Genomic DNA, 25,689 nt, shown 5'->3' on the forward strand with positions numbered 1-25,689 from the left:
CGACGGTTCGCCCGGCGCCCGGTTCGCCCCACGACCAGTTCGTCGGGCGAACCGGTCCGTCCGGCACGCGGCTCGCGCGACCGGCGCTTCACCTGTCCGCGAAAGCCGCCTGAGCAGCGGCCTGTACGCGGCGCACGGACGCACCGTGTTCCCGCGTCCGGCCCCGCGCGGGCGCACCCCGGTGGCCGGCCCCGACCCCGGGCCGGCTACTGGTCATGTACCTGGCGGGCAGTGCCCGCTCTGTCACCGCCCGCCAGTAGGGTGGACGGCATGGCCGACCCCTCCAGCTACCGCCCCAAGCCGGGACAGATCCCCGACTCGCCGGGGGTCTACAGGTTCCGGGACGAGTACCGCCGGGTGATCTACGTGGGCAAGGCGAAGAGCCTTCGCCAGCGCCTCGCGAGCTACTTCCAGGACCTGGCGAATCTGCACCCCCGCACCCGGACCATGGTGACCACCGCTGCCTCCGTGGAGTGGACGGTCGTCTCCACCGAGGTGGAGGCGCTCCAGCTGGAGTACTCCTGGATCAAGGAGTACGACCCCCGCTTCAACGTGAAGTACCGCGACGACAAGAGCTATCCGTACCTGGCGGTCAGTCTCGACGAGGAGTTCCCGAGGGTGCAGGTCATGCGCGGCGCCAAGAAGAAGGGCGTGCGCTACTTCGGCCCGTACGGGCACGCCTGGGCCATCCGCGAGACCGTCGACCTGATGCTGCGGGTCTTCCCCGTGCGCACCTGCTCCGCGGGCGTCTTCCGCAACCATGTGCAGAAGGGCCGCCCCTGTCTGCTCGGCTACATCGGCAAGTGCTCCGCGCCCTGCGTGGGCCGGGTCACTCCCGAGGAGCACCGCGAACTGGCCGAGGAGTTCTGCGACTTCATGACCGGCCGGACCGGCACCTACATCCGCCGTCTCGAGAAGCAGATGATGGCCGCCGCCGACGAGATGGAGTACGAGAAGGCCGCCCGGCTGCGCGACGACATAGAGGCCCTCAGGCGTGCCCTCGAGAAGAACGCCGTGGTGCTGGCCGACGCGACCGACGCCGACCTCATCGCGCTCGCGGAGGACGAGCTGGAGGCCGCCGTACAGATCTTCCACGTCCGCGGCGGTCGCGTCCGCGGCCAGCGCGGCTGGGTCACCGACAAGGTGGAGAACGTGGACACGGCCGGCCTGGTCGAGCACGCGCTCCAGCAGCTGTACGGCGAGGAGAGCGGCGACGCCGTGCCCAAGGAGGTCCTCGTCCCCGCCCTGCCGGAGGACGCGGACGCGGTCACCCAGTGGCTGAGCGGCCGCCGGGGTTCGGGCGTCTCCCTGCGCGTCCCGCAGCGCGGCGACAAGCGGGCCCTCATGGAGACGGTCGAGCGCAACGCGCTCCAGGCGCTCGGGCTCCACAAGACCAGGCGTGCCAGCGATCTGACGACCCGCTCCCGCGCCCTCGAGGAGATCGCGGAGGCACTCGGGCTGGATTCCGTGCCGCTGCGGATCGAGTGCTTCGACATCTCGCACCTGCAGGGCGAGGACATCGTGGCGTCCATGGTCGTCTTCGAGGACGGGCTCGCCCGCAAGAGCGAGTACCGCCGTTTCCAGATCAAGGGTCGGGTCGGGGACACACAGGTCTGGCACGGCGAGGGCCAGGACGACGTCCGGTCCATGCACGAGGTGATCAGCCGCCGCTTCAGGCGCTATCTCGCGGAGAAGGACAGGACCGGAGAGTGGATCGGCGGTGACGAACCGGGGCACGAGGCCCTGGAGGAGGACGGCAGGCCCAAGAAGTTCGCCTACCCCCCTCAGCTGGTCGTCGTCGACGGCGGGCAGCCCCAGGTCGCCGCGGCCAAGCGGGCGCTGGACGAGCTAGGCATCGACGACGTGGCGGTCTGCGGCCTGGCCAAGCGCCTCGAGGAGGTCTGGCTGCCGCACGAGAACGACCCCGTGGTGCTGCCCCGCTCGAGCGAGGGCCTCTATCTTCTCCAGCGGGTGCGTGACACGGCTCACGACTTCGCCATCCGCTATCAGCGTTCCAAGCGTTCCAAGCGCATCAGGACCAGTCCCCTGGACGCGGTCCCGGGCCTCGGTGACACCAGGAAGCAGGCTCTGATCAAGCATTTCGGCTCGGTCAAGCGCCTGCGGCAGGCGACAATCGAGCAGATCTGCGAGGTTCCCGGGATGGGCAGAAAGACGGCCGAGTCCGTCGTCGTGGCCCTGGCGCAGGCCGCCGTGCCCGCACCTGCCGTGAACACCGCGACAGGAGAGATCATTGAAGAGAGCGACGGGGGCAGCACGACATGACTGAGCACGACGGAGACGGAGCAGCAGACGTGAGTACGGGCAACGACACCGAGCCCGGCGAGTCCACGGCGGACGTGGCCATCCCCGAACTGGTGATCATCTCCGGGATGTCCGGCGCGGGCCGCAGCACCGCGGCCAAGTGTCTGGAGGACCTCGGCTGGTTCGTCGTCGACAACCTGCCGCCCGCGCTGATTCCCACGATGGTCGAGCTCGGCGCCCGCTCGCAGGGCAACGTCGCGCGCATCGCGGTCGTCGTCGACGTACGCGGACGGCGCTTCTTCGACAACCTCCGCGAGTCCCTGGCGGACCTGGACGCCAAGCAGGTCACCCGGCGGATCGTCTTCCTCGAGTCGTCGGACGACGCGCTGGTGCGCCGTTTCGAGTCGGTCCGGCGGCCGCATCCGCTCCAGGGCGACGGGCGGATCGTCGACGGCATCGCCGCCGAGCGCGACCTGCTGCGCGAACTGCGCGGCGACGCCGACCTGGTGATCGACACCTCCGGCCTCAACGTCCACGAACTGCGCGCCAAGATGGACGCCCAGTTCGCCGGCGACGAGGAGCCGGAGCTGCGGGCGACGGTGATGTCGTTCGGCTTCAAGTACGGGCTGCCCGTCGACGCGGACCTCGTCGTCGACATGCGCTTCCTGCCGAACCCGCACTGGGTGCCGGAGCTGCGCCCGTTCACCGGGCTGAACGAGGAGGTGTCGAACTACGTCTTCAACCAGCCCGGCGCCAAGGAGTTCCTCGACCGCTACACCGAGCTGCTGCAGCTGGTCGCCGCCGGCTACCGCCGTGAGGGCAAGAGGTACGTCACGGTCGCCGTCGGGTGCACGGGTGGCAAGCACCGTTCCGTCGCCACCTCCGAGAAGCTCGCCGCCCGTCTGACCTCCGCAGGTGTCGAGACCGTCGTCGTCCACCGGGACCTGGGGCGCGAGTGACCGGACGCAACCTCCGTCTGCGGCGGCTGCGCAGGTCCACCCACGCGCTGACGTCACGGAAGCGCGGCGCGCAGCCCAAGGTCGTCGCCCTCGGCGGCGGCATGGGCCTGTCCGCGTCGCTCGCGGCCCTGCGCCGCATCACCGGCGACCTCACCGCGGTCGTCACGGTCGCCGACGACGGCGGGTCCAGCGGCCGGCTCCGCGAGGAGCTCGGTGTGCTGCCCCCCGGTGACCTGCGCAAGGCCCTGGCCGCGCTGTGCGGCGACGACGACTGGGGCCAGACCTGGGCCCGGGTCATCCAGCACCGCTTCCAGTCCCAGGGCGACCTGCACGAGCACGCGGTCGGCAATCTGCTGATCGTGGCGCTGTGGGAACAGCTGGGCGACCACGTCCAGGCGCTCGACCTGGTCGGCAAGCTGCTCGGCGCGCACGGCCGGGTGCTGCCCATGTCGGCCGTCCCCCTGGAGCTCCAGGCGCTCGTACGGGGGCACGACCCGGCGCGCCCGGACGACGTGGACACCGTGCGCGGCCAGGCGACCGTGGCGCTCACCCCTGGCGAGGTGCAGTCCGTGCACCTGGTGCCGAACGACCCGCCGGCCGTCCCGGAGGCCGTCGCGGCGGTGCTGGACGCCGACTGGGTGGTTCTCGGTCCCGGCTCCTGGTTCTCCTCCGTCATCCCGCATCTGCTGGTGCCCGAGTTGCTCGACGCGCTGGTGGAGACCAAGGCCCGCCGGGTGCTCTCGCTCAACCTCGCACCGCAACCCGGTGAAACCGATGGCTTTTCCCCGCAGCGTCATTTGGAGGTTTTGGGACGACACGCGCCTAAACTCGCCCTGGACGTGGTGCTGGCCGACGAGGCCGCAGTGCCCGACCGCGAGTCCCTCGTCGACGCCGCCAAGCGGCTGGGCGCCGCGGTCGAGCTGGCTCCGGTGGCCTCTCCCGACGGGCTTCCCAAGCATGACCCGGAGCTGTTGGCCGCCGCGTACGACCGTATTTTTCGGATGCATGGAAGGATCGGCCCATGGCGATGACGGCAGCGGTGAAGGATGAGATCTCCCGGCTTCCCGTCACCCGGACCTGCTGCAGAAAGGCAGAGGTCTCGGCCATCCTGCGGTTCGCGGGCGGTCTGCACCTGGTGAGCGGCCGCATCGTGATCGAGGCGGAGCTGGACACCGGTATCGCGGCGCGCCGCCTCAAGCGCGACATCCTGGAGATCTTCGGCCACAGCTCGGAGCTGATGGTGATGGCTCCCGGCGGGCTGCGCCGCGGCTCACGCTTTGTCGTCAGGGTGGTCGCGGGCGGTGACCAGCTGGCGCGCCAGACGGGTCTGGTCGACGGCCGGGGCCGCCCGATCCGGGGGCTGCCGCCGCAGGTTGTCTCCGGTGCGACGTGCGACGCGGAGGCCGCCTGGCGGGGCGCCTTCCTGGCGCACGGCTCCCTGACCGAGCCGGGCCGCTCGTCCTCGCTCGAGGTCACCTGCCCGGGACCGGAGGCGGCCCTCGCCCTCGTCGGGGCGGCCCGCCGGCTCTCCATCGCGGCCAAGGCCCGCGAGGTACGGGGTGTCGACCGGGTGGTCGTGCGCGACGGTGACGCGATCGGCGCGCTGTTGACCCGTCTCGGCGCGCACGAGTCGGTGCTGGCGTGGGAGGAGCGGCGGATGCGGCGCGAGGTGCGCGCCACCGCCAACCGCCTGGCCAACTTCGACGACGCCAATCTGCGCCGTTCCGCCCGTGCCGCCGTGGCGGCGGGGGCTCGGGTGCAGAGGGCCCTGGAGATCCTCGGCGAGGAGGTGCCCGAGCACCTCGCCGCGGCCGGCCGGCTGCGCATGGAGCACAAGCAGGCCTCGCTGGAGGAGCTGGGCGCGCTGGCCGACCCGCCGCTGACGAAGGACGCGGTCGCGGGCCGTATCCGCCGGCTGCTGGCGATGGCGGACAAGCGGGCGCAGGACCTGGGCATTCCGGGCACCGAGTCGAACCTGACGGAGGAGATGGCCGACGGTCTGGTCGGCTGACACCTCCCTGGCATGTAGCTGAACAGCTTTACTGCCGACGCCTCTCGGGGCGTCGGCAGTCCTGTTTTCCGCGCCCGCTGGGGCCGGTCCGGCCCTATTGACATGATCATGGAGAGTCATGAGCCTGTCGCATGCCCGTCATCACGGCGGACACGAGCACTTTCCTGGCAGACAACGGCAAGGGGGGCTTATGAGACGCAGAGCGAGATCGATCCTCGCGGCGGCCTCACTCCTGATTGCAGGAGTGTCGGCGGCACCGATCGCGCAGGCCGACGCAGGGGGCGGGAACGGCGAGGAACTCGCCGTGTGGCGTGCGGAAGTCAGCAAGGAGCAGGTGCCCCTGATCCTCGCGGCCGGCACCGACGGCCATGAGCTGGGCGAGCAGATCCCCGACCGGGGAACGGCCACCATCGAGCTCCACCTCACCCGTCGGCAGGCCGGTGAACTGCGCGAGCAGGGCGTCGGCATCACCGAGCACACCATCTCCGCCAAGGCCGAGAAGCGCCTCGCGGCCGCGGGCGACGGAGTCTTCCGCCCGTACGGCGGTGAAGGCGGCCTCAAGAACGAGATCCTCGACACCGCCGCGGCGCACCCGGCCCTCACCAAGGTCGTGAGCATCGGAAAGACGGTCAAGGGCCAGGACATCCTCGCCCTCAAGGTCTCCAAGGGCGCGGACCGGCACCGCGACGGCTCCAAGCCGGCCACCCTCTACATGTCCAACCAGCACGCCCGCGAGTGGATCACCCCGGAGATGACCCGGCGGCTGATGCACCACTATCTGGACAACTACGGCAAGGACCGGCGGATCACCGACGTCGTCGACGACACCGAACTGTGGTTCGTGCTCTCCGCCAACCCCGACGGCTACGACTACACCTTCACCGGCACCGAAGAGCGCCAGTGGCGCAAGAACCTGCGCGACAACAACGGCGACGGGCGGATCGCCCCCGGCGACGGCGTCGACCTCAACCGCAACTTCGCGTACAAGTGGGGCTACGACAACGAGGGCTCCTCGCCCGACCCGTTCGACGAGACCTACCGCGGCACCGGCCCCGGCTCCGAACCCGAGACGCGGGCCATCGACCGCTTCCAGAAGCGCATCGGCTTCCAGTACGGCATCAACTACCACTCCGCCGCCCAGCTGCTGCTGTACGGGGTCGGCTGGCAGGTCGCCACCCCGACGCCGGACGACGTGCTCTACCGGGCCCTGGCGGGCACGCCCGACAACTCGGCGATCCCCGGCTACCGGCCCCAGATCTCCTCCGAGCTCTACACCACCAACGGCGAGGCCGACGGCCACGCGGCCAACGTCAACGGGATGATGATGTACACCCCCGAGATGTCGACCTGCGCCACCGCCTCCCGCGTCGACCCCGACGACGAGTGGAACGCCGCGGACTGCGCGTCCATCTTCACCTTCCCGGACGACGAGACGCTGATCCAGCAGGAGTTCGCGAAGAACATCCCGTTCGCGCTCTCCGTCGCGGAGACCGCCGCGCACCCGGACCGGCCGTCCTCCTCGCTGGGTCTCGAGGCGCCGGACTTCACCCCTGACTCCTTCACCACCTCCTACGCCCGCGGCGGCGACCAGGAAGTCGCCGTCACCGCCCGCAGATCGGTGCGGGACAAGGAACTCAACTACCGGATCAACGGCGGTCGCACACACGACCAGAAGCTGCGGCCCTGGAAGGGCGGCGAACGGTTCGGCGGCGAGGACAACATCCACTTCGACGAGTACCGCGCCGTGATCGAGGACGCCCGCCCCGGCGACCGGGTCGAGGTCTGGTTCACCGGCCGCACCCGGGACGGCGGGCGCGCCGGCGGCGAGCGCTTCACCTACACCGTCGCCGAGCGTCCGCGCGCCGACACCCTGGTGATCGCGGAGGAGGGCGGCACGGACGCCGCGAGGCACACCGCCGCCTACACCCGCTCCCTCGCCGACAACGGCAGGCGCAGCGCCGTCTGGGACGTCGCCGCACAGGGTGCCCCGCACCCGCTCGGGGTGCTCAGCCACTTCAGGACCGTCGTGTGGTACTCGGGCGCGGCGGAGCCGTCCTGGGAGACCACGCAGGCCGTGCGCGCCTACCTCAACGAGGGCGGAAAGCTCCTCACCGCCGGCGAACACGCCGGTGGCGACGCCGACCTCGGCCGGGCGCTGAGCGACGACTTCTCGCAGTACTACCTCGGGGCCTTCGGCCGCGCCTCGCTCGCCGGGGTGAACGGCTTCCTCGGCTCCGGACGTCTCTCGGGTGCCGCCGGCGCCCTCGGCGACGCCCCGGGCAACCCCCTGGACGCGGCCGGTGCGTACACCATCACCTCCGACACACTGCCGGCCGACGAGTTCCCGCAGTTCAGCAGCGCGGCGGCGGGTGACTACCCGGGCGCGAGGATGCCGTTCTCGCCGTACGAGGGGCAGTGGTACGCGGCGGCCGCCCACCGGAACTCCTCCTGGATGCGGCTGTCCCGCACCCTCGACCTCACCGGCACGGCCGCCGGTGACCGACCCACGCTGAACATGCGGCTCAGCTTCAACACCGAGCCCGGCTACGACAACGCCGTGGTCGAGGTCCACACCGTCGGCCGGGACGACTGGACGACGCTGCCGGACGCGGGCGGCGGGACGTCCACCACCGTCCCCGCCGAGTGCGACGGCGGCTTCTACATCGACCAGCACCCGTTCCTGAGCCACTACCTCACGCTCGGGCAGGACGCGTGCACGGCGAGTGGGACCACCGGCAGCTGGAACTCGTTCACCGGCGCCTCTGACGGATGGCGGGCGGCGTCCTTCGACCTGAGCGCCTACGCGGGCAGGCAGATCGAGGTCTCCGTCTCGTACATCACCGACCCGAGCGCCGGCGGCCGGGGAGTCTTCGTCGACCGGACGGCCCTGGTCACCGGCGGCGAGGAGCAGCCGTTCGAGGGATTCGAGACGTCCCTCGGACCCTGGCGGGCGGCGGGGCCGCCGGAGGGCAGCCCGGCCCTGCGGGGGAACTGGGAGCGCAGTCAGGATCTGTACCCGTCGGGCTCCGCCGTGAGCACCCGGGACAGCGTGCTGCTCGGTTTCGGCCTCGAGCACGTGCGCGGCGCGGCCGAGCGGGCACGGATCGTCGGCGCGGCGCTGAGGGCCCTGCGGCGCTGACGTACGAGGTGACCGGGGCGCGGGGCGGCGGCACGAGCGCCCCGCGCCCCGGCACGGATCTCGGCCGCCGGAGTTCCTACTGATGAGTACAGGTCACCGTCTCGCGGACCGGGCGTCGCGATGTCACTGCGGGAGCCGCAGAGGGGTAGGGTCGTAGGCGGTCGGGGACATCCCTATATACAGCTCGCCGGCGTCGAAACCCGGCGTACCAACGAGGAGATCGGTTTCGTGACGATCCGCGTAGGCATCAACGGCTTCGGCCGCATCGGTCGCAACTACTTCCGCGCGCTGCTGGAGCAGGGTGCGGACATCGAGATCGTGGCTGTCAACGACCTGGGTGACACTGCGACGACGGCTCACCTGCTCAAGTACGACACGATTCTCGGCCGTCTGAAGGCCGAGGTGAGCCACACCGCCGACACCATCACGGTCGACGGCCACACCATCAAGGTGCTCTCCGAGCGCAACCCCGCGGACATCCCGTGGGGCGAGCTGGGCGTCGACATCGTCATCGAGTCGACCGGCATCTTCACCAAGAAGGCGGACGCCGAGAAGCACATCGCCGGCGGCGCCAAGAAGGTCCTCATCTCGGCTCCGGCCAAGGACGAGGACATCACCATCGTGATGGGCGTCAACCAGGACAAGTACGACGCCGCGAACCACCACGTCATCTCCAACGCCTCCTGCACCACCAACTGTGTGGCGCCGATGGCCAAGGTTCTCGACGAGAACTTCGGCATCGTCAAGGGCCTGATGACGACGGTCCACGCGTACACCAACGACCAGCGGATCCTGGACTTCCCGCACTCCGACCTGCGCCGCGCCCGCGCCGCGGCGGAGAACATCATCCCGACGACCACCGGTGCCGCCAAGGCGACCGCCCTGGTCCTGCCGAAGCTCAAGGGCAAGCTGGACGGCATCGCCATGCGCGTCCCGGTCCCGACCGGTTCGGCCACCGACCTGGTCGTGGAGCTGGAGCGCGAGGTCACCAAGGACGAGGTCAACGCCGCGTTCAAGAAGGCCGCCGACGACGGCGACCTGAAGGGCTTCCTCGTCTACACCGAGGACCCGATCGTGTCCTCCGACATCGTCAACGAACCGGCGTCCTGCACCTTCGACGCCTCGCTGACCATGGTCCAGGAGGGCCGGTCGGTGAAGATCCTCGGCTGGTACGACAATGAGTGGGGCTACTCCAACCGCCTCGTCGACCTCACGGTCTTCGTGGGCGAACAGCTCTGACCTGCACCGCCTGATCCATCACGAGAGCACCACGATGTGAGCGGCAGGGCTCGGGCAGCGCAATGCGGCGCTGTCCGGGCCCTGCCGTGCGTCCAGCCCTCCGAGGAGCCGCAAAACATGAAGACCATCGACCAGCTGCTGGCCGACGGGGTCGCCGGCAAGCGCGTATTCGTCCGCGCCGACCTCAATGTGCCGCTCGACGGCACCACCATCACCGACGACGGCCGTATCCGGGCCGTCGTGCCGACCGTCTCCAAGCTCGCCGAGGCCGGAGCACGCGTCGTCGTCGCCTCGCACCTCGGCCGCCCCAAGGGCGCTCCGGACCCGGCGTTCTCGCTGGCCCCGGCCGCCGAGCGGCTCGGTGAACTGCTGGGCGCCCACGTGGAGTTCGCGACCGACACGGTCGGCGAGTCCGCCACCGCCGCCGTCGCGGGCCTCGAGGACGGTCAGGTCGCCGTCCTGGAGAACCTCCGCTTCAACGCCGGGGAGACCGCCAAGGACGACGCCGAGCGCGGCGCCTTCGCGGACCGGCTCGCCGCTCTCGCCGACGTCTACGTCGGCGACGGCTTCGGCGCCGTGCACCGCAAGCACGCCTCCGTGTACGACCTCCCGGCCCGGCTGCCGCACGCGGCGGGATTCCTGATCGACACCGAGGTCGGCGTCCTCAGGAAGCTCACCGACGACGTGGCACGGCCGTACGCCGTGGTGCTCGGCGGGGCCAAGGTCTCCGACAAGCTCGGCGTCATCGACCACCTGCTGGAGAAGGCCGACCGCATCCTCATCGGCGGTGGCATGGCCTACACCTTCCTCAAGGCCCAGGGCCACGAGGTCGGCATCTCCCTGCTCCAGGAGGACCAGGTCCCGGCGGTGCTCGAGTACCTGGAGCGCGCCGAGGCCAAGGGCGTGGAGTTCGTGCTCCCCGTCGACGTGCTGGTCTCCCCGGAGTTCCCGGACCTGAAGACCAAGGCCCCGGCCAACCCGACGGTCGTCGCCGCGGACGCGATCCCCGCCGACCAGGAGGGTCTGGACATCGGTCCCGAGACCCGCAAGCTGTACGCCTCGAAGCTCGCCGACGCGGCCACCGTCTTCTGGAACGGTCCGATGGGCGTCTTCGAGCACCCCGACTACGCCGAGGGCACCAAGGCCGTTGCCCAGGCGCTCGTCGACTCCCCGGCCTTCACCGTCGTCGGCGGCGGTGACTCCGCCGCGGCCGTACGGATCCTGGGCTTCGACGAGAAGGCATTCGGCCACATCTCGACCGGCGGCGGCGCGAGCCTCGAGTATCTCGAGGGCAAGACGCTCCCCGGCCTTGCCGCACTGGAGGACTGAACACCTTGACCACGCGTACCCCGCTGATGGCGGGCAACTGGAAGATGAACCTCAACCACCTCGAGGCCATCGCCCACGTCCAGAAGCTCGCCTTCGCGCTGGCCGACAAGGACTACGACGCCGTGGAGGTCGCCGTCCTGGCGCCCTTCACCGACCTGCGGTCGGTCCAGACCCTGGTCGACGGCGACAAGCTGAAGATCAAGTACGGCGCCCAGGACATCTCGGCGCACGACTCCGGTGCCTACACGGGTGAGATCTCGGGCCCGATGCTGGCCAAGCTGAAGTGCGCCTACGTCGCCGTGGGCCACTCCGAGCGCCGCCAGTACCACGCGGAGACCGACGAGGTCTGCAACGCCAAGGTGAAGGCCGCGTACAAGCACGGCCTGACCCCCATCCTGTGCGTCGGTGAGGGCCTGGACATCCGCAAGGCGGGCAACCAGGTCGAGTACACGCTCGCCCAGCTCGACGGCGGTCTGAAGGACGTCCCGGCCGAGCAGGCCGAGTCGGTCGTGATCGCCTACGAGCCGGTGTGGGCCATCGGCACCGGCGAGGTCGCCACCCCCGAGGACGCGCAGGAGGTCTGCGGTGCGATCCGCGGCCGTCTCGCGGAGCTGTACTCCCAGCTGCTGGCCGACAAGGTCCGGATCCAGTACGGCGGCTCGGTGAAGTCCGGCAACGTCGCCGCGATCATGGCGCAGCCGGACGTCGACGGCGCCCTGGTCGGCGGCGCGGCGCTCGACACGGACGAGTTCGTCAAGATCGTCCGGTTCCGCGACCAGTGAGTAGGCGGTAGCGCCGATCCGGCGTACCCTTGCGGGGGCCTGCGGCTCACATCGAGCCCGGGCCCCCGTCGTCCGTATGAGTCCAAGAGAATTGCCAGGAAGTAGGGTCCAGCCGTGGTTATGGGATTCTCGATCGCCCTGATCATTTTCAGCGGGCTGCTGATGTTGCTCGTGCTGATGCACAAGGGGAAGGGCGGCGGTCTTTCCGACATGTTCGGTGGCGGAATGCAGTCCTCCGTCGGCGGTTCCTCGGTGGCCGAGCGCAACCTCGACCGCATCACCGTCGTGGTCGCTCTGTTGTGGTTCGCGTGCATTGTCGTACTCGGCATGCTGATGAAGCTGGACAGCTGACCCACCGATTCCGCGTCCGGATCGGGTGTGTAACTCCAATCACTGGACGAGCGTTGGGCCTTACGTAGACTGGGGCACTCGCGGCGCAGTCGCTGTGAGACGCTGTGGAGCACCATCACGCAGGGAGTTACGACCGTGGCAAGTGGCAACGCGATCCGGGGGAGCCGGGTCGGAGCGGGGCCGATGGGTGAGGCCGAGCGAGGCGAGTCCGCGCCGCGCCTGCGCATCTCCTTCTGGTGCTCCAACGGGCACGAGACGCAGCCGAGCTTCGCCAGTGACGCACAGGTCCCCGACACCTGGGACTGCCCGCGGTGCGGGTTCCCGGCCGGTCAGGACCGGGACAGCCCGCCGGACCCGCCGCGCACCGAGCCGTACAAGACGCACCTGGCGTATGTACGGGAGCGCCGCAGCGACGCGGACGGCGAGGCGATCCTCGCGGAGGCGCTCGCCAAACTGCGCGGTGAGATCTAGTTCTTGAGTCCGGCCGGCACCCGACGAGGGTGCCGGCCGGACTTCGTCGTCGCCGGACCGCTTCCCGTGTGCCACGCAGCCGACGCCTCACCGACCGGCCTGATCAATTAGGTTGGAACCGCAGCGGGGCATGCAGGCAGGTACGAGAAGAAGTGGGCTGATGTCCGAGATGAACGCAGGCAAGACCAGGCTCAACCGGTTGCCCGAATGGACCGCGCTCGGCAAGCACCGCGAGCAGCTGGGCGGGACGCATCTGCGGGAGCTGTTCGCGGCGGACGCGGATCGCGGCAGCGAGTACACCCTCCAGGTGGGTGATCTGTACCTGGACTACTCCAAGCACCTGGTGACCGACGAGACCCTGGCGTTGCTGCGGGAACTGGCCGCCGCCACCGACGTCGCCGGGCTGCGGGACGCCATGTTCCGCGGGGAGAAGATCAACACCACCGAGGACCGGGCCGTCCTGCACACGGCTCTGCGTGCCCCGCGGGACGCCGTCGTCGAGGTCGACGGTGAGAACGTGGTCCCCGGCGTCCACGCCGTCCTCGACAGGATGGCCGCCTTCTCGGACAAGATCCGTTCCGGGGAATGGACCGGCCACACCGGCAGGCGCATCAGGAACGTCGTCAACGTCGGCATCGGCGGATCCGACCTCGGCCCCGCGATGGCCTACGAGGTGCTCCGCTCCTACACCGAACGCGATCTGACCTTCCGGTTCGTCTCCAACGTCGACGGCGCCGACCTGCACGAGGCCGTGAGGGACCTCGACCCGGCCGAGACGCTCTTCGTCATCGCCTCGAAGACCTTCACCACCATCGAGACGATCACCAACGCCACCTCCGCCCGCGACTGGCTGCTCACCGGCCTCGGAGCCGGCCCCGACGCCGTCGCCAAGCACTTCGTGGCGCTGTCGACCAACGAGGAGAAGGTCTCCGACTTCGGTATCGACACGGCCAACATGTTCGAGTTCTGGGACTGGGTCGGCGGCCGCTACTCGTACGACTCCGCGATCGGCCTCTCCCTGATGATCGCGATCGGCCCCGACCGGTTCCGCGAGATGCTCGACGGCTTCCACCTCGTCGACGAGCACTTCCGCACCGCGCCCCCCGAGGCCAACGCCCCGCTCCTGCTGGGCCTGCTGGGCGTCTGGTACGGGGCGTTCTTCGACGCCCAGTCGCACGCGGTGCTGCCCTACTCGCACTACCTGTCCAAGTTCACCGCGTACCTCCAGCAGCTCGACATGGAGTCCAACGGCAAGTCGGTCGACCGCGACGGCAATCCCGTCGACTGGCAGACCGGCCCCGTGGTGTGGGGCACCCCCGGCACCAATGGCCAGCACGCCTATTACCAGTTGATCCACCAGGGCACGAAGGTCGTTCCCGCGGACTTCATCGGCTTCGCCAAGCCGGTCCCCGGCCTGCTCGCCGGGCTCGTACCGCAGCACGACCTGCTCATGGCCAACTTCTTCGCCCAGACGCAGGCCCTCGCCTTCGGCAAGACGCCCGAGGAGGTCAGGGCGGAAGGCGTCGCGGAGGAACTGGTGCCGCACAAGACGTTCAAGGGCAACCACCCGACGACGACGATCCTCGCTGAGGACCTCACCCCCTCCGTTCTGGGCCAGTTGATCGCCCTCTACGAGCACAAGGTGTTCGTGCAGGGCGCGATCTGGAACATCGACTCCTTCGACCAGTGGGGAGTCGAGCTCGGCAAGGTCCTCGCCAAGAAGATCGAGCCGGTGCTGACCGAGGGCGAGGGCGGCGAGCAGCTCGACAGCTCCACCGCGACGCTGGCGGGCAAGTACCGGACACTGCGCGGCCGGTGACCCGATGGCGGGGGAGAACACGGTGCGGCTCCGGCCGCCGAACAACCGGCTGAACGAGCGGGCCGTCAACTGGTGGCGCACGCGGGTCCTGCTGACCGCCGCCGTACCGGCCCTCGTGCTCGCCGTGCTGGGCGCCTTCGTCGAGCCGGCCCGCGCCTGGCTGCTGGTCGCGGCAGGCGTGAGCGCCGTCCTCGGTCTGGCCTGCACCGCGTTCTTCCCCGCCTGGTGGTACCGCGTGCACCGCTGGGAGGTCACCGACGAGGCGGTGTACGTGCGCACCGGGGCGCTGTGGCAGGAGTGGCGCATCGCGCCCATGTCCCGTATCCAGACCGTCGACACGGTCAGGGGACCGCTCGAGCAGGCGTTCAGGCTGGCCACCGTCACGGTGACCACCGCCTCCGCCAAGGGCGCCGTCAGGATCGAGGGGCTCGACCACCAGGTCGCCGCGGACCTCGCGGAGAACCTCACCCGCATCACCCGGGCCACGCCCGGGGACGCGACATGAGCGCACCGGAAGGGGAGTGGCGGCGGCTCGACGCGCGCACCGTCCTGGTGACCGCCGTGGTCCTGGCGGGCGTCGCCTCCGGTGCCGGGCTCCCCGTACTCCTCGGCCTCGCGGGGGGCATGCCGTTGTCGAGGGCCCTCGGCTGGGTCCTGGCCGGGGCGGCCCTGCTGGTCGGCGCCGGCACCGGCGCCGACCTGGTGCGCCGGCAGCGCACCCGCTACCGCATCGGACCGGAGCGGGCCGAACTCCACACGGGGCTGCTCCTGGTCAAGCGCCGGTCGCTGGCCCGCGAACGCATCAGGAGCGTCGACCTCACCGCCAATGTGCTGCTGCGTGTCCTCGGGCTCGTCAAGGTCCGCATCGGAACGGGCGAGCACGCCGCCGGGGGCGAGTCCACCCTCGAACTCGACGCCGTCAGCCGGGCGGAGGGCGAACGGCTGCGGCTCGAGCTGCTGGCCAGGACCACGGCGCGCGGAGCCGCCGCCCACCCCGGCGGAGCGCTCGCCGTCCTCGATCCGGCCTGGATCCGCTACGCGCCGGTCTCCTTCGTCGCCCCCTTGCTCGGCGGCGCGGCGGCGGGCGCGGTCATGCAGGTGAGCGAGTGGTTCGGAGCTCAGGCCGAGGTCGTCGAGTGGGTGCGGGACCGCTTCAGGGACACCCCCGTCGTATGGATCGTCGTCACACTGGCCGCCACCGCGCTCGTCGCCGGTGTCGTCGGCGCGGTCGGCCTGTGGATCGAGATGTGGTGGAACTACCGGCTCGAGCGGGAGCCCGGCGGCACACTGCGGGTCAGACGGGGCCTGTTCACGTCACGCTCGATATCGATCGAGGAGCGCCGGCTGCGGGGCGTCGACCTCGTCGAGCCGCTGGGCGTCCGGCTCTTCGGCGCCGCGAGGATGGACGCCGTCGCCACCGGGCTCGTCAAGGACCAGCAGGACAAGCACGCCGACATCAGCGTCCTGCTGCCCGTGGTGCCGCGGGCGCTGGCCGACGAGGTCGCCGCACAGGTGCTCCGCGAGTCCGCCTCCCCGATGCGGGAGGCCGTCCTGACACCCCACCCGTCCGCCGCTCGCGGCAGGCGGGTGCGCCGGGCACTGGGCGCTGCGCTGCTGCCCTCCGCGGTCCTCGCGCTCCTCGGCGTGCTGCTCACGCCGGTGCTCCTGTGGATCGCTGCCGTCTGCGCCGTGGTCGGCGTCCCCGTCGCGGTGCTCCTCGCCCTTGACGCGTACCGGGCTCTCGGTCACGGGATCGCCGGCGACTACCTCGTCACCCGCTCCGGCACCCTCCGCCGCAGCACGGTCGCACTGCAGCGGACGGGCGTGATCGGCTGGACGGCCCGCCGGTCCGTCTTCCAGCGCCGGGCGGGTCTGATCACCCTGACGGCCACGACGGCGGCGGGCGCCGGCGCGTACGGCATCCACGACGCCGCCGAGGGGGAGGGCCTGACGTTCGCGTCGGAGGCGGTGCCGGGGCTCCTGGAGCCGTTCCTGGAACGCGACTAGTGCCGTAGCAGGCAACGTTTGCCCTGGTTGTGTGCGGTCGGCATAGCACGTCCCGTCTGGAAGGGTGCTTACCGGATCTGCGAACCTCGCCACATGAAGTTCAGAACAGGAACAGCAGCCGACGCGTCACGCATCGCCGCCCTCCATGCCGATAGCTGGCGGGCGGCCTACGCGGGCATCATGCCCACCAGCTACCTGGACGGTCCGCTGCTCGAAGAACACGCACACCTGTGGCAGACCCGGCTCTCCGCCACGAAACCAGTAGCAAGTGGTAGTTCCAGGGCCCCTCACCTGATCGTCGCGCTCGACGATGCCATGCAGGTGTGCGGATTCGCTTACCTCATCCCCCAAGCCGATGGCCGCGTCCTCTTGGACAATCTCCACGTCAAACCAGCACTCACCGGCACCGGGATCGGTTGGCGCCTTCTACTCCGGGCCTTCGGCTGGGCCGCGATCGAGTGCCCCGGACGATCCGTCTATTTGGAAGTTCTGAAGGACAACACCCGCGCGACCGTCTTCTACTCTCGCCAGGGTGGCCGTCCTACCGCAGAACGCACGGAACGATTCCCCGCGGGCTTCGAACTCGCCGAGATCGAGTACACCTGGACCGCTGCCGAGGTATCCGACCTCGCTGACTATTCGGCCTGATAATGACTCGGCCAGGGGTAGCGATCGGCGCGGTGCCGGATCAGGCGACGTCGGCCCTGTCGACGACGGCGCGTAGGCGCCGGTCGTCGGCGTGGCGGTTTCGCCAGGTGATGCAGCGGCGGATCCCCGGCGGAACGCGCAACCGCGTTGATCGGGCTCGGCGGAGTCGGCACATCCGCTGCGGTGTGCGCCCGCTCAGCGTGACGGCGACACCAGGCCCAACTCGTAGGCGATGATGACCAGTTGGACCCGGTCGCGGGCCGCGAGCTTGGTGAACAGCCGTGCCGCGTGCGCCTTGGCCGTGGCCGGGCTGATACAGAGCCGGTCGGCGATCTCGCCGTTGGACAGTCCTCGGCCGATGAGGGTGAGCACCTCGCGTTCCCGGCCGGTGACGCCGTCGATCGCCCGGTGCGGGGGTGCCGCAGGGGGGTTCGGCCGGGCGGCGAATTCCTCGATGAGACGACGGGTCACGCTCGGAGCGATCAGGGCGTCGCCGGCGGCGACCACCCGGACGGCGGCGAGGATGTCGTCCAGATCCATGTCCTTGACCAGGAATCCGCTCGCGCCCGCGCGGAGCGCGCCGTAGACGTACTCGTCGTCGTCGAAGGTGGTGAGGACCAGGACGCGTGCCGCGCTCGGGCCGGCGGTGATCCGTCCGGTCGCCTCGATGCCGTCCATGCCGGGCATCCGGATGTCCATCACCACCACGTCCGGCCGGACCTCCTCGGCCAGTCGGACCGCCTGTTCGCCCGTGCCGGCTTCGCCGGCGACCTCGAGGCCGGGGCTGTCCGCGATGAGCACGCGCAGTCCGGCGCGCACCAGCGGCTGGTCGTCGACGAGCAGGACACGCACGGGGGGAGACGTCACCGCACGCCCTCCGGCACCGGCAGCCGCACCGCCACGCGGAAGCCCCCTTCGGGGCGCGGCCCGGCGGTGAACCGGCCGTGCAGCAGGACGGCCCGTTCACGCATTCCCGTGATGCCGTAGCCAGTGCCAGTGCCAGTGCCAGTGCCAGTGCCAGTGCCAGTGCCCCTGCGCGTGCCCGTGTCCGCGGTCGCAGGGCCGTGGCCGTCGTCGGTGATCTCGATGGCCAACTCGTCCTCCTGGTAGTCGACGACCACCCGGCACTCGTGCGTGCCCGCGTGGCGCACCACGTTGGTGATGCCCTCCTGGATGATGCGGAAGGCTGACAGTTCGACGTCCGCGGGGAGCGGGCGCCGCTTGCCGCGCCACTCCACGTCCACCCGTACACCGCCGTCCAGCGTTGTCGCGACCAGCCGGTCGACGTCCGCCAGGCCGGGGGCGGGTGTGAGCGGCGCCGCTTCCGGTTCGGTCTCGCGCAGGGCGCCGAGCATCCGGCGCAGCCCCGCCAGGGTGTCCCTGCTCGTGGTCTCGATGGCGGCCAGCGCCTTGCGGGCCTCCGCCGGCTGGGTGTCGATGACCCGGCGGCCGGTGCCGGCCTGGATGGCGACGATGCCGATGCTGTGGGCGACCATGTCGTGCAACTCGCGGGCGATCCGCAGCCGTTCGGCGGTGACCGCCCGGTCGGCGGCCCGGTCCCGTACCGTCCTGGCGTGTTCGCGGCGCTCCTGGACGAGGTGGCCGGCCGTCCACGCGAGGGCGAGCAGCAGGGCCAGGAACACGACGGCCGCGACGAAGTCGTCGGACCCGGTCCGGTAGCGGGTCGCGGCGGCGATCTGCACGGCGAGCGTCAGGGCGGCGGCGGCGAGCGCGGCCCGGCGTCCCCGGGTGGCGGCGACGCAGCCGACGGCGAGATCGGTGACCAGTGCCTGCAGGTACCCGAACTGCCAGGCCGGCGCCGAGAGCGCGAAGGGGAAGGCCGCGGCCGGCTTCGAGGCCGCCAGCGCGGTCGCGGCGAACGAACCGGCCAGCATCGGCACCAGGGCCGCCCACGGCCGGCGCAGCAGCAGCGGAACGGTCAGGACGGCAAGCGCGCCCGGCAGCAGGAGCCGCACACCGGTGGGCTCTTGTTCGTGGAGCACCGCGACGTACAGCAGGACCGGATAGGCGAGTGCCCCGCTCCAGGCCAGGGCCCGCGTCGCGGCCGGCGGTACGCGCCTGGCGCGGGGGACACGGAGGGAGACGCTCATGCCGTGATCATAAGTACGGCGCGGAGCGCGGGCATCGGCCCCGGGGAGTACGCCCCGGGGCCACAGCGGGTGTCCGCGGTTGTGGTCCTGGGGCCGATGCCCCGCGGGCCGTGCCCACGGGACGGTGGCCGGGTGATCGAAGTCGAAGAACTGACGAAGCGATACGGCGCCACCACCGCCGTCGACGGCCTGACCTTCACCGTCCGCCCCGGCCACGTCACCGGGTTCCTCGGTCCGAACGGCGCCGGGAAGTCCACCACGTTGAGAATGATCCTCGGTCTGAACACTCCCACCAGCGGCACCGCCGTCGTCGACGGAGTGCCGTTCCGTGGACGTGCGCGCGGACTGCGGCACGTCGGGGCACTGCTCGACGCCCATGACGTGCACGGCGGGCGCAGCGCGCGTGCGCACCTGTCCGCGTTGGCGCGCAGCAACGGGCTGCCGCGGCGCAGGGTCGACGAGGTCCTGGCGGAGGTGGGGCTGACCACCGCGGCGCGCCGCCGGATCGGAGGATTCTCGCTGGGGATGAAGCAGCGGCTCGGCATCGCCGGCGCGCTGCTCGGCGACCCTCCCGTGCTGCTTTTCGACGAGCCGCTCAACGGACTGGACCCGGAGGGGGTGATGTGGGTGCGCGGGCTCCTGCGGCGGCTGGCCGATGAGGGCCGCACGGTCCTGGTCTCCAGTCATCTGATGGGGGAGATGGAGCACACGGCGCATCAGCTGATCGTCATCGGCCGGGGCGAGCTGATCGCCACGCAGAGCCTCGCGGAGTTCGCCGCACGCGGCTCCCGGCAGGGCGTGACGGTCCGTACGCCCGATCCTGCCGGGCTGATGTCCGCCCTCACCGCGGCGGGGGCCGTCGTCCGGCACGAGGACGACGGCTCGTGCACGGTGACCGGCCTCGGCGCGGAGCGAGTCGGTGAACTCGCCCACCGCCACAGCGTCCCGCTGCACGAACTCACCAACCGGGCCGCCTCCCTGGAAGAGGCGTTCATGGGACTCACCGCCGACAACGTCGAATACGGCTCGCGAGGAGCACGATGACCACCCCACCGACGGCCACCCCACCGGCGACCACCACGACGACGACCACCGCGAAGGAGACCGCCGGGCCCCGGGCGGGCGCCACTGCCGCCGCCGGCGTCCGCGCCCGGTTCCGTGACCTCCTCGTAGCCGAGTGGATCAAGCTCTGGTCGCTGCGCTCCACCCACTGGGTCCTCGGCGGCAGCGCGCCGGTCGTCGTCGGGATCAACGCGAACGCCGCCTGGTCCAACGCCGACCGGCTGTCGCGGCAGTTCGCGGAACAGACCGCCCCGCCGCCGGGAATGCCGGAGATGCTGTTCGATCCGCTGGGGACCGCGTTCGTGGACCCGGCCTGGCAGCTCCTCATGATCGTCGCCGGCAGCGTCGGAGCCATCGCGGTCTTCGGCGAGTACACCAGCGGCCTGATCAGGACCACTTTCGCCGCCGTACCGGCGCGGCGGGCGGTGATGGTGGCCAGGACGACCGTCATGTTGGCGGTCATGCTCGTCCTCGGCACGGTCGTCGCGGGTGCGTCGTTCGGCGTGACCCAGGCGATCCTGCGCGACCACCACGGCCTGTCCCTCGGCGATCCCGGGGCCCTGCGGGCCGTCGTCGGCGCGGCACTGCTGGCCCCGCTGTGCGCCCTCGTGGGGATGGCTCTCGGGGCGCTCGTCCGGCACGCCGCGGGCACCGTCGTCGCGGTCGTCGGCGTACTCCTGCTGCTGCCGGCGCTGTTCCAGGGTGAGACCTACCGGTGGGTCAAGGAGATCGGCAATGCCATGCCCCTCTCGGCATGGCACGCCCTGGTGCGGAACCCGGAGCGGGTTCACGACGTGAGCAGGTACCCGGTGTCGGTCACCGAGGCGTGGATCGTGTTCGGCGCCTGGTCACTCGTCGCGGTGGTCGTCACCGTGACCGCAGTGCACCGCCGCGACGTCTGAACGCCCGCGGCGCGAGGGGAGCGAGGGCGCCCGTCGGATGCCCGGCCCGGCCGGCCACCGGGTGTGCGCAAGGCCCGGACGCGCCGAGCGTGCAAGAAGGCCCGGCCCGCCGAACACGGCGGGCCGGGCCTCTCTCCTCACTCAGGCGGAAGCCGGGCGGTACAGCTCGCGCGGCAGCTCCGACGCCGCCGCCGCGTCCAGCAGCCACAGCGTCCGCGCCCGGCCGTACGCCCCGGCTGCCGGCGCCTGGATCTCGCCGGCCCGCGACAGCGCGATCTTCGCCGCCTGCGCCTTGTCCTCGCCTGCGGCGAGCAGCCACACCTCGCGTGCCGCGCGGATCGCCGGCAGCGTGAGCGAGATGCGGGTCGGCGGCGGCTTGGGCGCTCCGTGGACCCCGACGACCGTGCGCTGCGTCTCGCGGACCGCCGGGAGTTCGGGGAACAGGGACGCCACATGCGTGTCGGGCCCGACGCCCAGCATCAGGACGTCGAACGTCGGGACCGGACCGTGGTCCTCGGGACCGGCCGCCGCGGCCAGTTCCGCCGCGTAGGCGGCTGCCGCCGCGTCCACGTCGGAGCCGTACGCGCCGTCCGACGCGGCCATGGCGTGCACCCGCGACGGGTCGAGCGGCACGGCGTCGAGCAGCGCCTCACGGGCCTGCGTGACGTTCCGCTCCGGGTCGCCCTCCGGCAGGAACCGCTCGTCGCCCCACCACAGGTCGAGCCGCGTCCAGTCGATCGCGTCCCGTGCGGGGGACGAACCGAGCGCGGTCAGCAGGCCGTTGCCGTTGCGGCCGCCGGTGAGGACCACCGACGCCGAGCCGCGCGCGGCCTGCGCGTCCACGATCTTCGTGATCAGCCTGGCCGCGGCCGCCTGCGCCATCAGCTCCTTGTCGCGGTGGACGACGAGCTGCGGGGCCGCGGTCACTTGGCCGCCGCCTTCTTCGCAGGGGCGGCCTTCTTGGCCGGGGCCGCCGCCTTCTCGACGGGCGCCACGGCGGCAGCGGCCTGCGCGCCCGCGCCGAGTCGCTCCACGCCGTACCGAAGCGCCGACGAGTATGTGTCGTCGGGGTCCAGCCGGCGCAGCTCCTCCGCAATCAGCTCGGCCGTCTCACGCCGCTTGAGCGCCACCGCGCGGTCCGGCTGGCCCTCGATGGACAGCGTCGCGAGGGACCCGTCGGGCCGGTCCAGCACGATCGGACCGCAGTCGGACTGCAGCCGCACGGAGGTGAGGCCGGGACCTGCCGATGTCGACCGCTTGACCGGTACGTTCAGCCGGTCGGCGAGCCACATCGCGAGCAGTTCGCAGCTCGGGTTGAACTCCTCGCCCTCGACCTCCACGGAGGTGACCTCGCAGGTCACCTGGTCCAGCGCGGCCGCGAGCATCGAGCGCCACGGCGTGATCCGGGTCCATGACAGGTCGGTGTCGCCGGGCGTGTAGGCCTCCGCGCGGGCGGCCAGCTCCCGCACGGGCTGCTCGGCGGCGTACGTGTCGGTCACCCGGCGCTGGGCCAGCGAACCGAGCGGGTCCTTGGCCGGGTCGATGGGCGAGTTGACCGGCCACCAGACGACGACAGGGGCGTCGGGCAGCAGCAGCGGCAGAACCACCGACTGCGCGTGGTCGACGACCTCGCCGTACAGCCGCAGGACGACCGTCTCTCCGGTGCCCGCGTCCGCGCCCACCCGGACCTCGGCGTCGAGCCGGGCCTTCGCCCGGTCGCGCGGGGAGCGTGAGACGCGCTTGATGACCACGAGGGTCCGCGAGGGGTGCTCGCGGGATGCGTCGTTGGCCGCTCGCAGAGCGTCGTACGCGTTCTCCTCATCGGTCACGATGACCAGGGTGAGGACCATGCCGACGGCCGGGGTGCCGATCGCGCGGCGGCCCAGCACCAGCGCCTTGTTGATCTTGCTGGCCGTGGTGTCCGTAAGGTCGATCTTCATGGCCGACGCCAGCTCCGTCCGTCTCGTGCGAGCATTTCGTCCGCCTCTGCCGGCCCCCAGGTGCCGGCCGGGTACTGCGCCGGCTTGCCGTTCGCGTCCCAGAACACCTCGATCGGATCGAGGATCTTCCAGGACAGCTCGACCTCCTCCACACGCGGGAAGAGGTTGGAGTCGCCGAGCAGCACGTCGAGGATGAGCCGCTCGTACGCCTCGGGGCTGGACTCCGTGAAGGACTCGCCGTACGCGAAGTCCATCGACACGTCCCGCACCTCCATCGAGGTGCCCGGGACCTTGGAGCCGAACCGCATGGTCACGCCCTCGTCCGGCTGGACGCGGATGACCAGGGCGTTCTGCCCCAGCTCCTCCGTGGCGGTGGAGTCGAACGGGGAGTGCGGGGCGCGCTGGAAGACCACCGCGATCTCGGTGACACGGCGGCCGAGACGCTTGCCGGTGCGCAGGTAGAACGGGACGCCCGCCCAGCGGCGGTTGTCGATCTCCAGCTTGATCGCGGCATAGGTGTCGGTCTTCGACTTGGGGTCGATGCCGTCTTCCTGCAGATAACCGACGGCCTTCTCGCCACCCTGCCAGCCCGCCGCGTACTGCGCCCGGACCGTGCTCTTCGCCAGGTCCTTGGGCAGCTTCACCGCGCCGAGCACCTTGGTCTTCTCCGCCGCGAGAGCGTCCGCGTCGAAGGAGGCGGGCTCCTCCATCGCGGTCAGCGCCAGCAGCTGGAGGAGGTGGTTCTGGATCACGTCACGGGCGGCGCCGATGCCGTCGTAGTAGCCGGCCCGGCCGCCGATGCCGATGTCCTCTGCCATCGTGATCTGCACATGGTCGACGTACGACCGGTTCCATATGGGCTCGAAGAGCGTGTTGGCGAACCGCAGCGCCAGAATGTTCTGGACGGTCTCCTTGCCCAGGTAGTGGTCGATACGGAAGACCTCGTTCGGCGGAAAGACCTCGTGCACCACCTGGTTGAGCTCCTTGGCGGAGACCAGGTCGTGGCCGAACGGCTTCTCGATGACCGCGCGCCGCCAGGAACCCTCCTTCTGGTCCGCCAGCCCGTGCTTCTTCAGCTGCTGGACGACCTTGGGGAAGAACTTGGGCGGCACGGAGAGGTAGAAAGCGAAATTGCCACCGGTGCCCTGCACCTTGTCGAGGTCCTCGATGGTGGACTTCAGCTGCGCGAACGCGTCGTCGTCGTCGAAGGTGCCCTGGACGAAGCGCATCCCCTGGATGAGCTGCTGCCAGACCTCCTCGCGGAACGGCGTACGCGCGTGCTGCTTGACCGCGTCGTGGACCTCCTGCGCGAAGTCCTCGTCGGCCCACTCACGCCGGGCGAAGCCGATGAGCGAGAAGCCCGGCGGCAGCAGCCCTCGGTTCGCGAGGTCGTAGACGGCGGGCATCAGCTTCTTGCGCGACAGGTCGCCCGTGACGCCGAAGATGACCAGGCCCGACGGCCCCGCGATACGCGGGAGCCGTCGGTCGGCAGCATCACGGAGCGGGTTGGCTCCGCCAATACCGGACAAGTCGCTCAGCCCTCCGAGGGTGCGAGGCGCTTGAGCTCGGCCTCGGTCGACTTGAGCAGGTCGTTCCAGGCGGCTTCGAACTTCTCCACGCCTTCGTCCTCGAGGAGCTGGACGACCTCGTCGTAGGAGATGCCGAGCTCGGCGACGGCCTCGAGGTCGGCGCGGGCCTGCTCGTAGGTGCCGCGCACGGTGTCACCGGTGATCTGCCCGTGGTCGCCGGTGGCCTCCAGAGTGGCCTCCGGCATGGTGTTCACCGTGCCCGGGGCGACCAGCTCGTCGACGTACAGGGTGTCCTTGTACGCCTTGTCCTTGACACCCGTCGAGGCCCACAGCGGGCGCTGCTTGTTGGCCTGGGCCTTGTCGAGCGCGGCCCAGCGGTCGGAGGAGAAGACCTCTTCGTAGGCCTCGTAGGCGAGGCGGGCGTTGGCCAGGGCGGCCTTGCCGCGGGCCTCCTTGGCCTCCGGGGTGCCCAGCGCGTCGAGACGCTTGTCGATCTCGGTGTCCACGCGGGAGACGAAGAACGAGGCCACCGAGCGGATCTTGGAGAGGTCAAGGCCCGCGGCCTTCGCCTTCTCCAGACCGGCCAGGTAGGCGTCCATGACCTCGCGGTAGCGCTCCAGCGAGAAGATCAGCGTGACGTTGACGCTGATGCCGAGGCCGATGACCTCGGTGATCGCCGGCAGGCCCGCCTTGGTGGCCGGGATCTTGATGAAGGTGTTCGGCCGGTCCACCAGCCAGGCCAGCTGCTTGGCCTCCGCGACGGTCGCCTTCGTGCCGTGCGCCAGACGCGGGTCGACCTCGATCGAGACACGGCCGTCCTGGCCGCCGGTCGAGTCGAACACCGGACGGAGCACGTCGGCGGCGTCGCGTACGTCCGCGGTGGTGATCATGCGGATGGCTTCTTCGACGGTGACCTTGCGGGCGGCGAGGTCCTCGAGCTGCTGGTCGTAGCCGTGGCCCTCGGAGATCGCCTTCTGGAAGATCGACGGGTTGGTGGTGACACCCACGACGTGCTGCTGGTCGATCAGCTCGGCCAGGTTGCCGGAGGTGATCCGGGTGCGTGAAAGGTCGTCCAGCCAGATCGCGACGCCTTCGTCGGAGAGGCGCTTGAGTGCGTCTGTCATGAGA

General features: G+C 70.7%; 22 protein-coding genes. 16 read left to right on the plus strand and 6 right to left on the minus strand.

Annotated features, from left to right (window positions below):
• Positions 1 to 270: 270 nt before the first annotated feature.
• The 14 genes from uvrC (at position 271) to ACFYV1_RS11090 (ending at position 17,017) form a co-directional block, all read left to right on the plus strand.
• Positions 271 to 2,283: an excinuclease ABC subunit UvrC gene (gene uvrC / locus ACFYV1_RS11025; protein ID WP_389395127.1), complete on the plus strand. Its 2,013-nt coding sequence runs from the start codon at positions 271 to 273 to the stop codon at positions 2,281 to 2,283.
• On the plus strand, positions 2,280 to 3,221 hold the full coding sequence (gene rapZ, locus ACFYV1_RS11030; protein ID WP_389395128.1) for an RNase adapter RapZ: 942 nt from the start codon (positions 2,280 to 2,282) through the stop codon (positions 3,219 to 3,221). Before uvrC ends, rapZ begins: the two co-directional genes overlap by 4 nt.
• The gene (gene yvcK, locus ACFYV1_RS11035; RefSeq protein WP_389395129.1) at positions 3,218 to 4,252 is read left to right on the plus strand and encodes a uridine diphosphate-N-acetylglucosamine-binding protein YvcK; all 1,035 of its coding nucleotides are present in this window, start codon (positions 3,218 to 3,220) and stop codon (positions 4,250 to 4,252) included. The genes rapZ and yvcK overlap by 4 nt, the downstream gene beginning before the upstream one ends.
• On the plus strand, positions 4,243 to 5,232 hold the full coding sequence (gene whiA, locus ACFYV1_RS11040) for a DNA-binding protein WhiA (RefSeq protein ID WP_005318962.1): 990 nt from the start codon (positions 4,243 to 4,245) through the stop codon (positions 5,230 to 5,232). Before yvcK ends, whiA begins: the two co-directional genes overlap by 10 nt.
• Before the next feature lie 190 nt (positions 5,233 to 5,422).
• On the plus strand, positions 5,423 to 8,371 hold the full coding sequence (locus tag ACFYV1_RS11045) for a M14 family zinc carboxypeptidase (protein WP_389395130.1): 2,949 nt from the start codon (positions 5,423 to 5,425) through the stop codon (positions 8,369 to 8,371).
• A 228-nt stretch (positions 8,372 to 8,599) separates the two neighbouring features.
• Positions 8,600 to 9,610 carry a type I glyceraldehyde-3-phosphate dehydrogenase gene (gene gap, locus ACFYV1_RS11050; RefSeq protein WP_389395131.1) on the plus strand — a complete coding sequence of 337 codons (1,011 nt, stop codon included), beginning with the start codon at positions 8,600 to 8,602 and terminating at the stop codon, positions 9,608 to 9,610.
• A 117-nt stretch (positions 9,611 to 9,727) separates the two neighbouring features.
• Positions 9,728 to 10,939, plus strand: coding sequence for a phosphoglycerate kinase (locus tag ACFYV1_RS11055; RefSeq protein ID WP_389395132.1), 1,212 nt, complete (start codon positions 9,728 to 9,730; stop codon positions 10,937 to 10,939).
• Positions 10,940 to 10,944: 5 nt separating this feature from the next.
• Complete coding sequence (gene tpiA / locus ACFYV1_RS11060; protein ID WP_389395133.1) at positions 10,945 to 11,721, plus strand: triose-phosphate isomerase; 777 nt, start codon at positions 10,945 to 10,947, stop codon at positions 11,719 to 11,721.
• A 120-nt stretch (positions 11,722 to 11,841) separates the two neighbouring features.
• A complete protein-coding gene (gene secG / locus ACFYV1_RS11065; protein WP_389395288.1) occupies positions 11,842 to 12,072 on the plus strand; it encodes a preprotein translocase subunit SecG in 231 nt (76 codons plus the stop codon).
• A 135-nt stretch (positions 12,073 to 12,207) separates the two neighbouring features.
• Positions 12,208 to 12,543, plus strand: a complete 336-nt coding sequence (locus ACFYV1_RS11070; RefSeq protein WP_079110552.1) for an RNA polymerase-binding protein RbpA — start codon at positions 12,208 to 12,210, stop codon at positions 12,541 to 12,543.
• 169 nt (positions 12,544 to 12,712) lie between these two features.
• A complete protein-coding gene (gene pgi / locus ACFYV1_RS11075; protein ID WP_389395289.1) occupies positions 12,713 to 14,362 on the plus strand; it encodes a glucose-6-phosphate isomerase in 1,650 nt (549 codons plus the stop codon).
• 4 nt (positions 14,363 to 14,366) lie between these two features.
• Entirely contained in the window at positions 14,367 to 14,867 is a 501-nt protein-coding gene (locus tag ACFYV1_RS11080; protein WP_389395134.1) for a PH domain-containing protein, read from the plus strand.
• A complete protein-coding gene (locus ACFYV1_RS11085) occupies positions 14,864 to 16,369 on the plus strand; it encodes a PH domain-containing protein (RefSeq protein ID WP_389395135.1) in 1,506 nt (501 codons plus the stop codon). The genes ACFYV1_RS11080 and ACFYV1_RS11085 overlap by 4 nt, the downstream gene beginning before the upstream one ends.
• A gap of 93 nt (positions 16,370 to 16,462) precedes the next feature.
• Positions 16,463 to 17,017 carry a GNAT family N-acetyltransferase gene (locus ACFYV1_RS11090; protein WP_389395136.1) on the plus strand — a complete coding sequence of 185 codons (555 nt, stop codon included), beginning with the start codon at positions 16,463 to 16,465 and terminating at the stop codon, positions 17,015 to 17,017.
• Positions 17,018 to 17,212: 195 nt separating this feature from the next.
• Here ACFYV1_RS11090 and ACFYV1_RS11095 read toward each other — a convergent pair whose 3' ends face one another.
• Both ACFYV1_RS11095 and ACFYV1_RS11100 read right to left on the minus strand, forming a co-directional pair.
• A complete protein-coding gene (locus tag ACFYV1_RS11095) occupies positions 17,213 to 17,884 on the minus strand; it encodes a response regulator (RefSeq protein WP_389395137.1) in 672 nt (223 codons plus the stop codon).
• A complete protein-coding gene (locus ACFYV1_RS11100) occupies positions 17,881 to 19,128 on the minus strand; it encodes a sensor histidine kinase (RefSeq protein ID WP_389395138.1) in 1,248 nt (415 codons plus the stop codon). The genes ACFYV1_RS11095 and ACFYV1_RS11100 overlap by 4 nt, the downstream gene beginning before the upstream one ends.
• A 132-nt stretch (positions 19,129 to 19,260) precedes the next feature.
• Here ACFYV1_RS11100 and ACFYV1_RS11105 point away from each other — a divergent pair, with 132 nt between their 5' ends.
• Both ACFYV1_RS11105 and ACFYV1_RS11110 read left to right on the plus strand, forming a co-directional pair.
• A complete protein-coding gene (locus ACFYV1_RS11105) occupies positions 19,261 to 20,172 on the plus strand; it encodes an ABC transporter ATP-binding protein (RefSeq protein WP_389395139.1) in 912 nt (303 codons plus the stop codon).
• A complete protein-coding gene (locus tag ACFYV1_RS11110; protein ID WP_389395140.1) occupies positions 20,169 to 21,092 on the plus strand; it encodes an ABC transporter permease in 924 nt (307 codons plus the stop codon). The genes ACFYV1_RS11105 and ACFYV1_RS11110 overlap by 4 nt, the downstream gene beginning before the upstream one ends.
• 141 nt (positions 21,093 to 21,233) lie before the next feature.
• On the opposite strand, the gene pgl is transcribed toward ACFYV1_RS11110, so the two are convergent.
• The 4 genes from pgl to tal are packed head-to-tail and all read right to left on the minus strand — an operon-like array spanning position 21,234 to position 25,685.
• The gene (pgl, locus tag ACFYV1_RS11115) at positions 21,234 to 22,019 is read right to left on the minus strand and encodes a 6-phosphogluconolactonase (RefSeq protein WP_389395141.1); all 786 of its coding nucleotides are present in this window, start codon (positions 22,017 to 22,019) and stop codon (positions 21,234 to 21,236) included.
• Positions 22,016 to 23,032, minus strand: coding sequence for a glucose-6-phosphate dehydrogenase assembly protein OpcA (gene opcA, locus ACFYV1_RS11120; RefSeq protein ID WP_389395142.1), 1,017 nt, complete (start codon positions 23,030 to 23,032; stop codon positions 22,016 to 22,018). The genes pgl and opcA overlap by 4 nt, the downstream gene beginning before the upstream one ends.
• Complete coding sequence (gene zwf / locus ACFYV1_RS11125) at positions 23,029 to 24,552, minus strand: glucose-6-phosphate dehydrogenase (protein ID WP_389395290.1); 1,524 nt, start codon at positions 24,550 to 24,552, stop codon at positions 23,029 to 23,031. The genes opcA and zwf overlap by 4 nt, the downstream gene beginning before the upstream one ends.
• Before the next feature lie 14 nt (positions 24,553 to 24,566).
• Entirely contained in the window at positions 24,567 to 25,685 is a 1,119-nt protein-coding gene (gene tal / locus ACFYV1_RS11130) for a transaldolase (protein ID WP_389395143.1), read from the minus strand.
• Between the last annotated feature and the right edge of the window lie 4 nt (positions 25,686 to 25,689).

This window comes from Streptomyces sp. NPDC003023, from assembly GCF_042888225.1.
In the GTDB taxonomy this organism is placed as follows: domain Bacteria; phylum Actinomycetota; class Actinomycetes; order Streptomycetales; family Streptomycetaceae; genus Streptomyces.

Excerpts from the sequence above, each read along its gene's own strand:
- uvrC (WP_389395127.1), top strand. The coding sequence starts at position 271 with ATGGCCGACCCCTCCAGCTACCGCCCCAAGCCGGGACAGATCCCCGAC.
- rapZ (WP_389395128.1), top strand. The coding sequence starts at position 2,280 with ATGACTGAGCACGACGGAGACGGAGCAGCAGACGTGAGTACGGGCAAC.
- whiA (WP_005318962.1), top strand. The coding sequence starts at position 4,243 with ATGGCGATGACGGCAGCGGTGAAGGATGAGATCTCCCGGCTTCCCGTC.
- ACFYV1_RS11045 (WP_389395130.1), top strand. The coding sequence starts at position 5,423 with ATGAGACGCAGAGCGAGATCGATCCTCGCGGCGGCCTCACTCCTGATT.
- ACFYV1_RS11055 (WP_389395132.1), top strand. The coding sequence starts at position 9,728 with ATGAAGACCATCGACCAGCTGCTGGCCGACGGGGTCGCCGGCAAGCGC.
- secG (WP_389395288.1), top strand. The coding sequence starts at position 11,842 with ATGGGATTCTCGATCGCCCTGATCATTTTCAGCGGGCTGCTGATGTTG.
- pgi (WP_389395289.1), top strand. The coding sequence starts at position 12,713 with ATGAACGCAGGCAAGACCAGGCTCAACCGGTTGCCCGAATGGACCGCG.
- ACFYV1_RS11080 (WP_389395134.1), top strand. The coding sequence starts at position 14,367 with ATGGCGGGGGAGAACACGGTGCGGCTCCGGCCGCCGAACAACCGGCTG.
- ACFYV1_RS11085 (WP_389395135.1), top strand. The coding sequence starts at position 14,864 with ATGAGCGCACCGGAAGGGGAGTGGCGGCGGCTCGACGCGCGCACCGTC.
- ACFYV1_RS11090 (WP_389395136.1), top strand. The coding sequence starts at position 16,463 with ATGAAGTTCAGAACAGGAACAGCAGCCGACGCGTCACGCATCGCCGCC.
- ACFYV1_RS11100 (WP_389395138.1), bottom strand. The coding sequence starts at position 19,128 with ATGAGCGTCTCCCTCCGTGTCCCCCGCGCCAGGCGCGTACCGCCGGCC.
- ACFYV1_RS11110 (WP_389395140.1), top strand. The coding sequence starts at position 20,169 with ATGACCACCCCACCGACGGCCACCCCACCGGCGACCACCACGACGACG.
- opcA (WP_389395142.1), bottom strand. The coding sequence starts at position 23,032 with ATGAAGATCGACCTTACGGACACCACGGCCAGCAAGATCAACAAGGCG.
- tal (WP_389395143.1), bottom strand. The coding sequence starts at position 25,685 with ATGACAGACGCACTCAAGCGCCTCTCCGACGAAGGCGTCGCGATCTGG.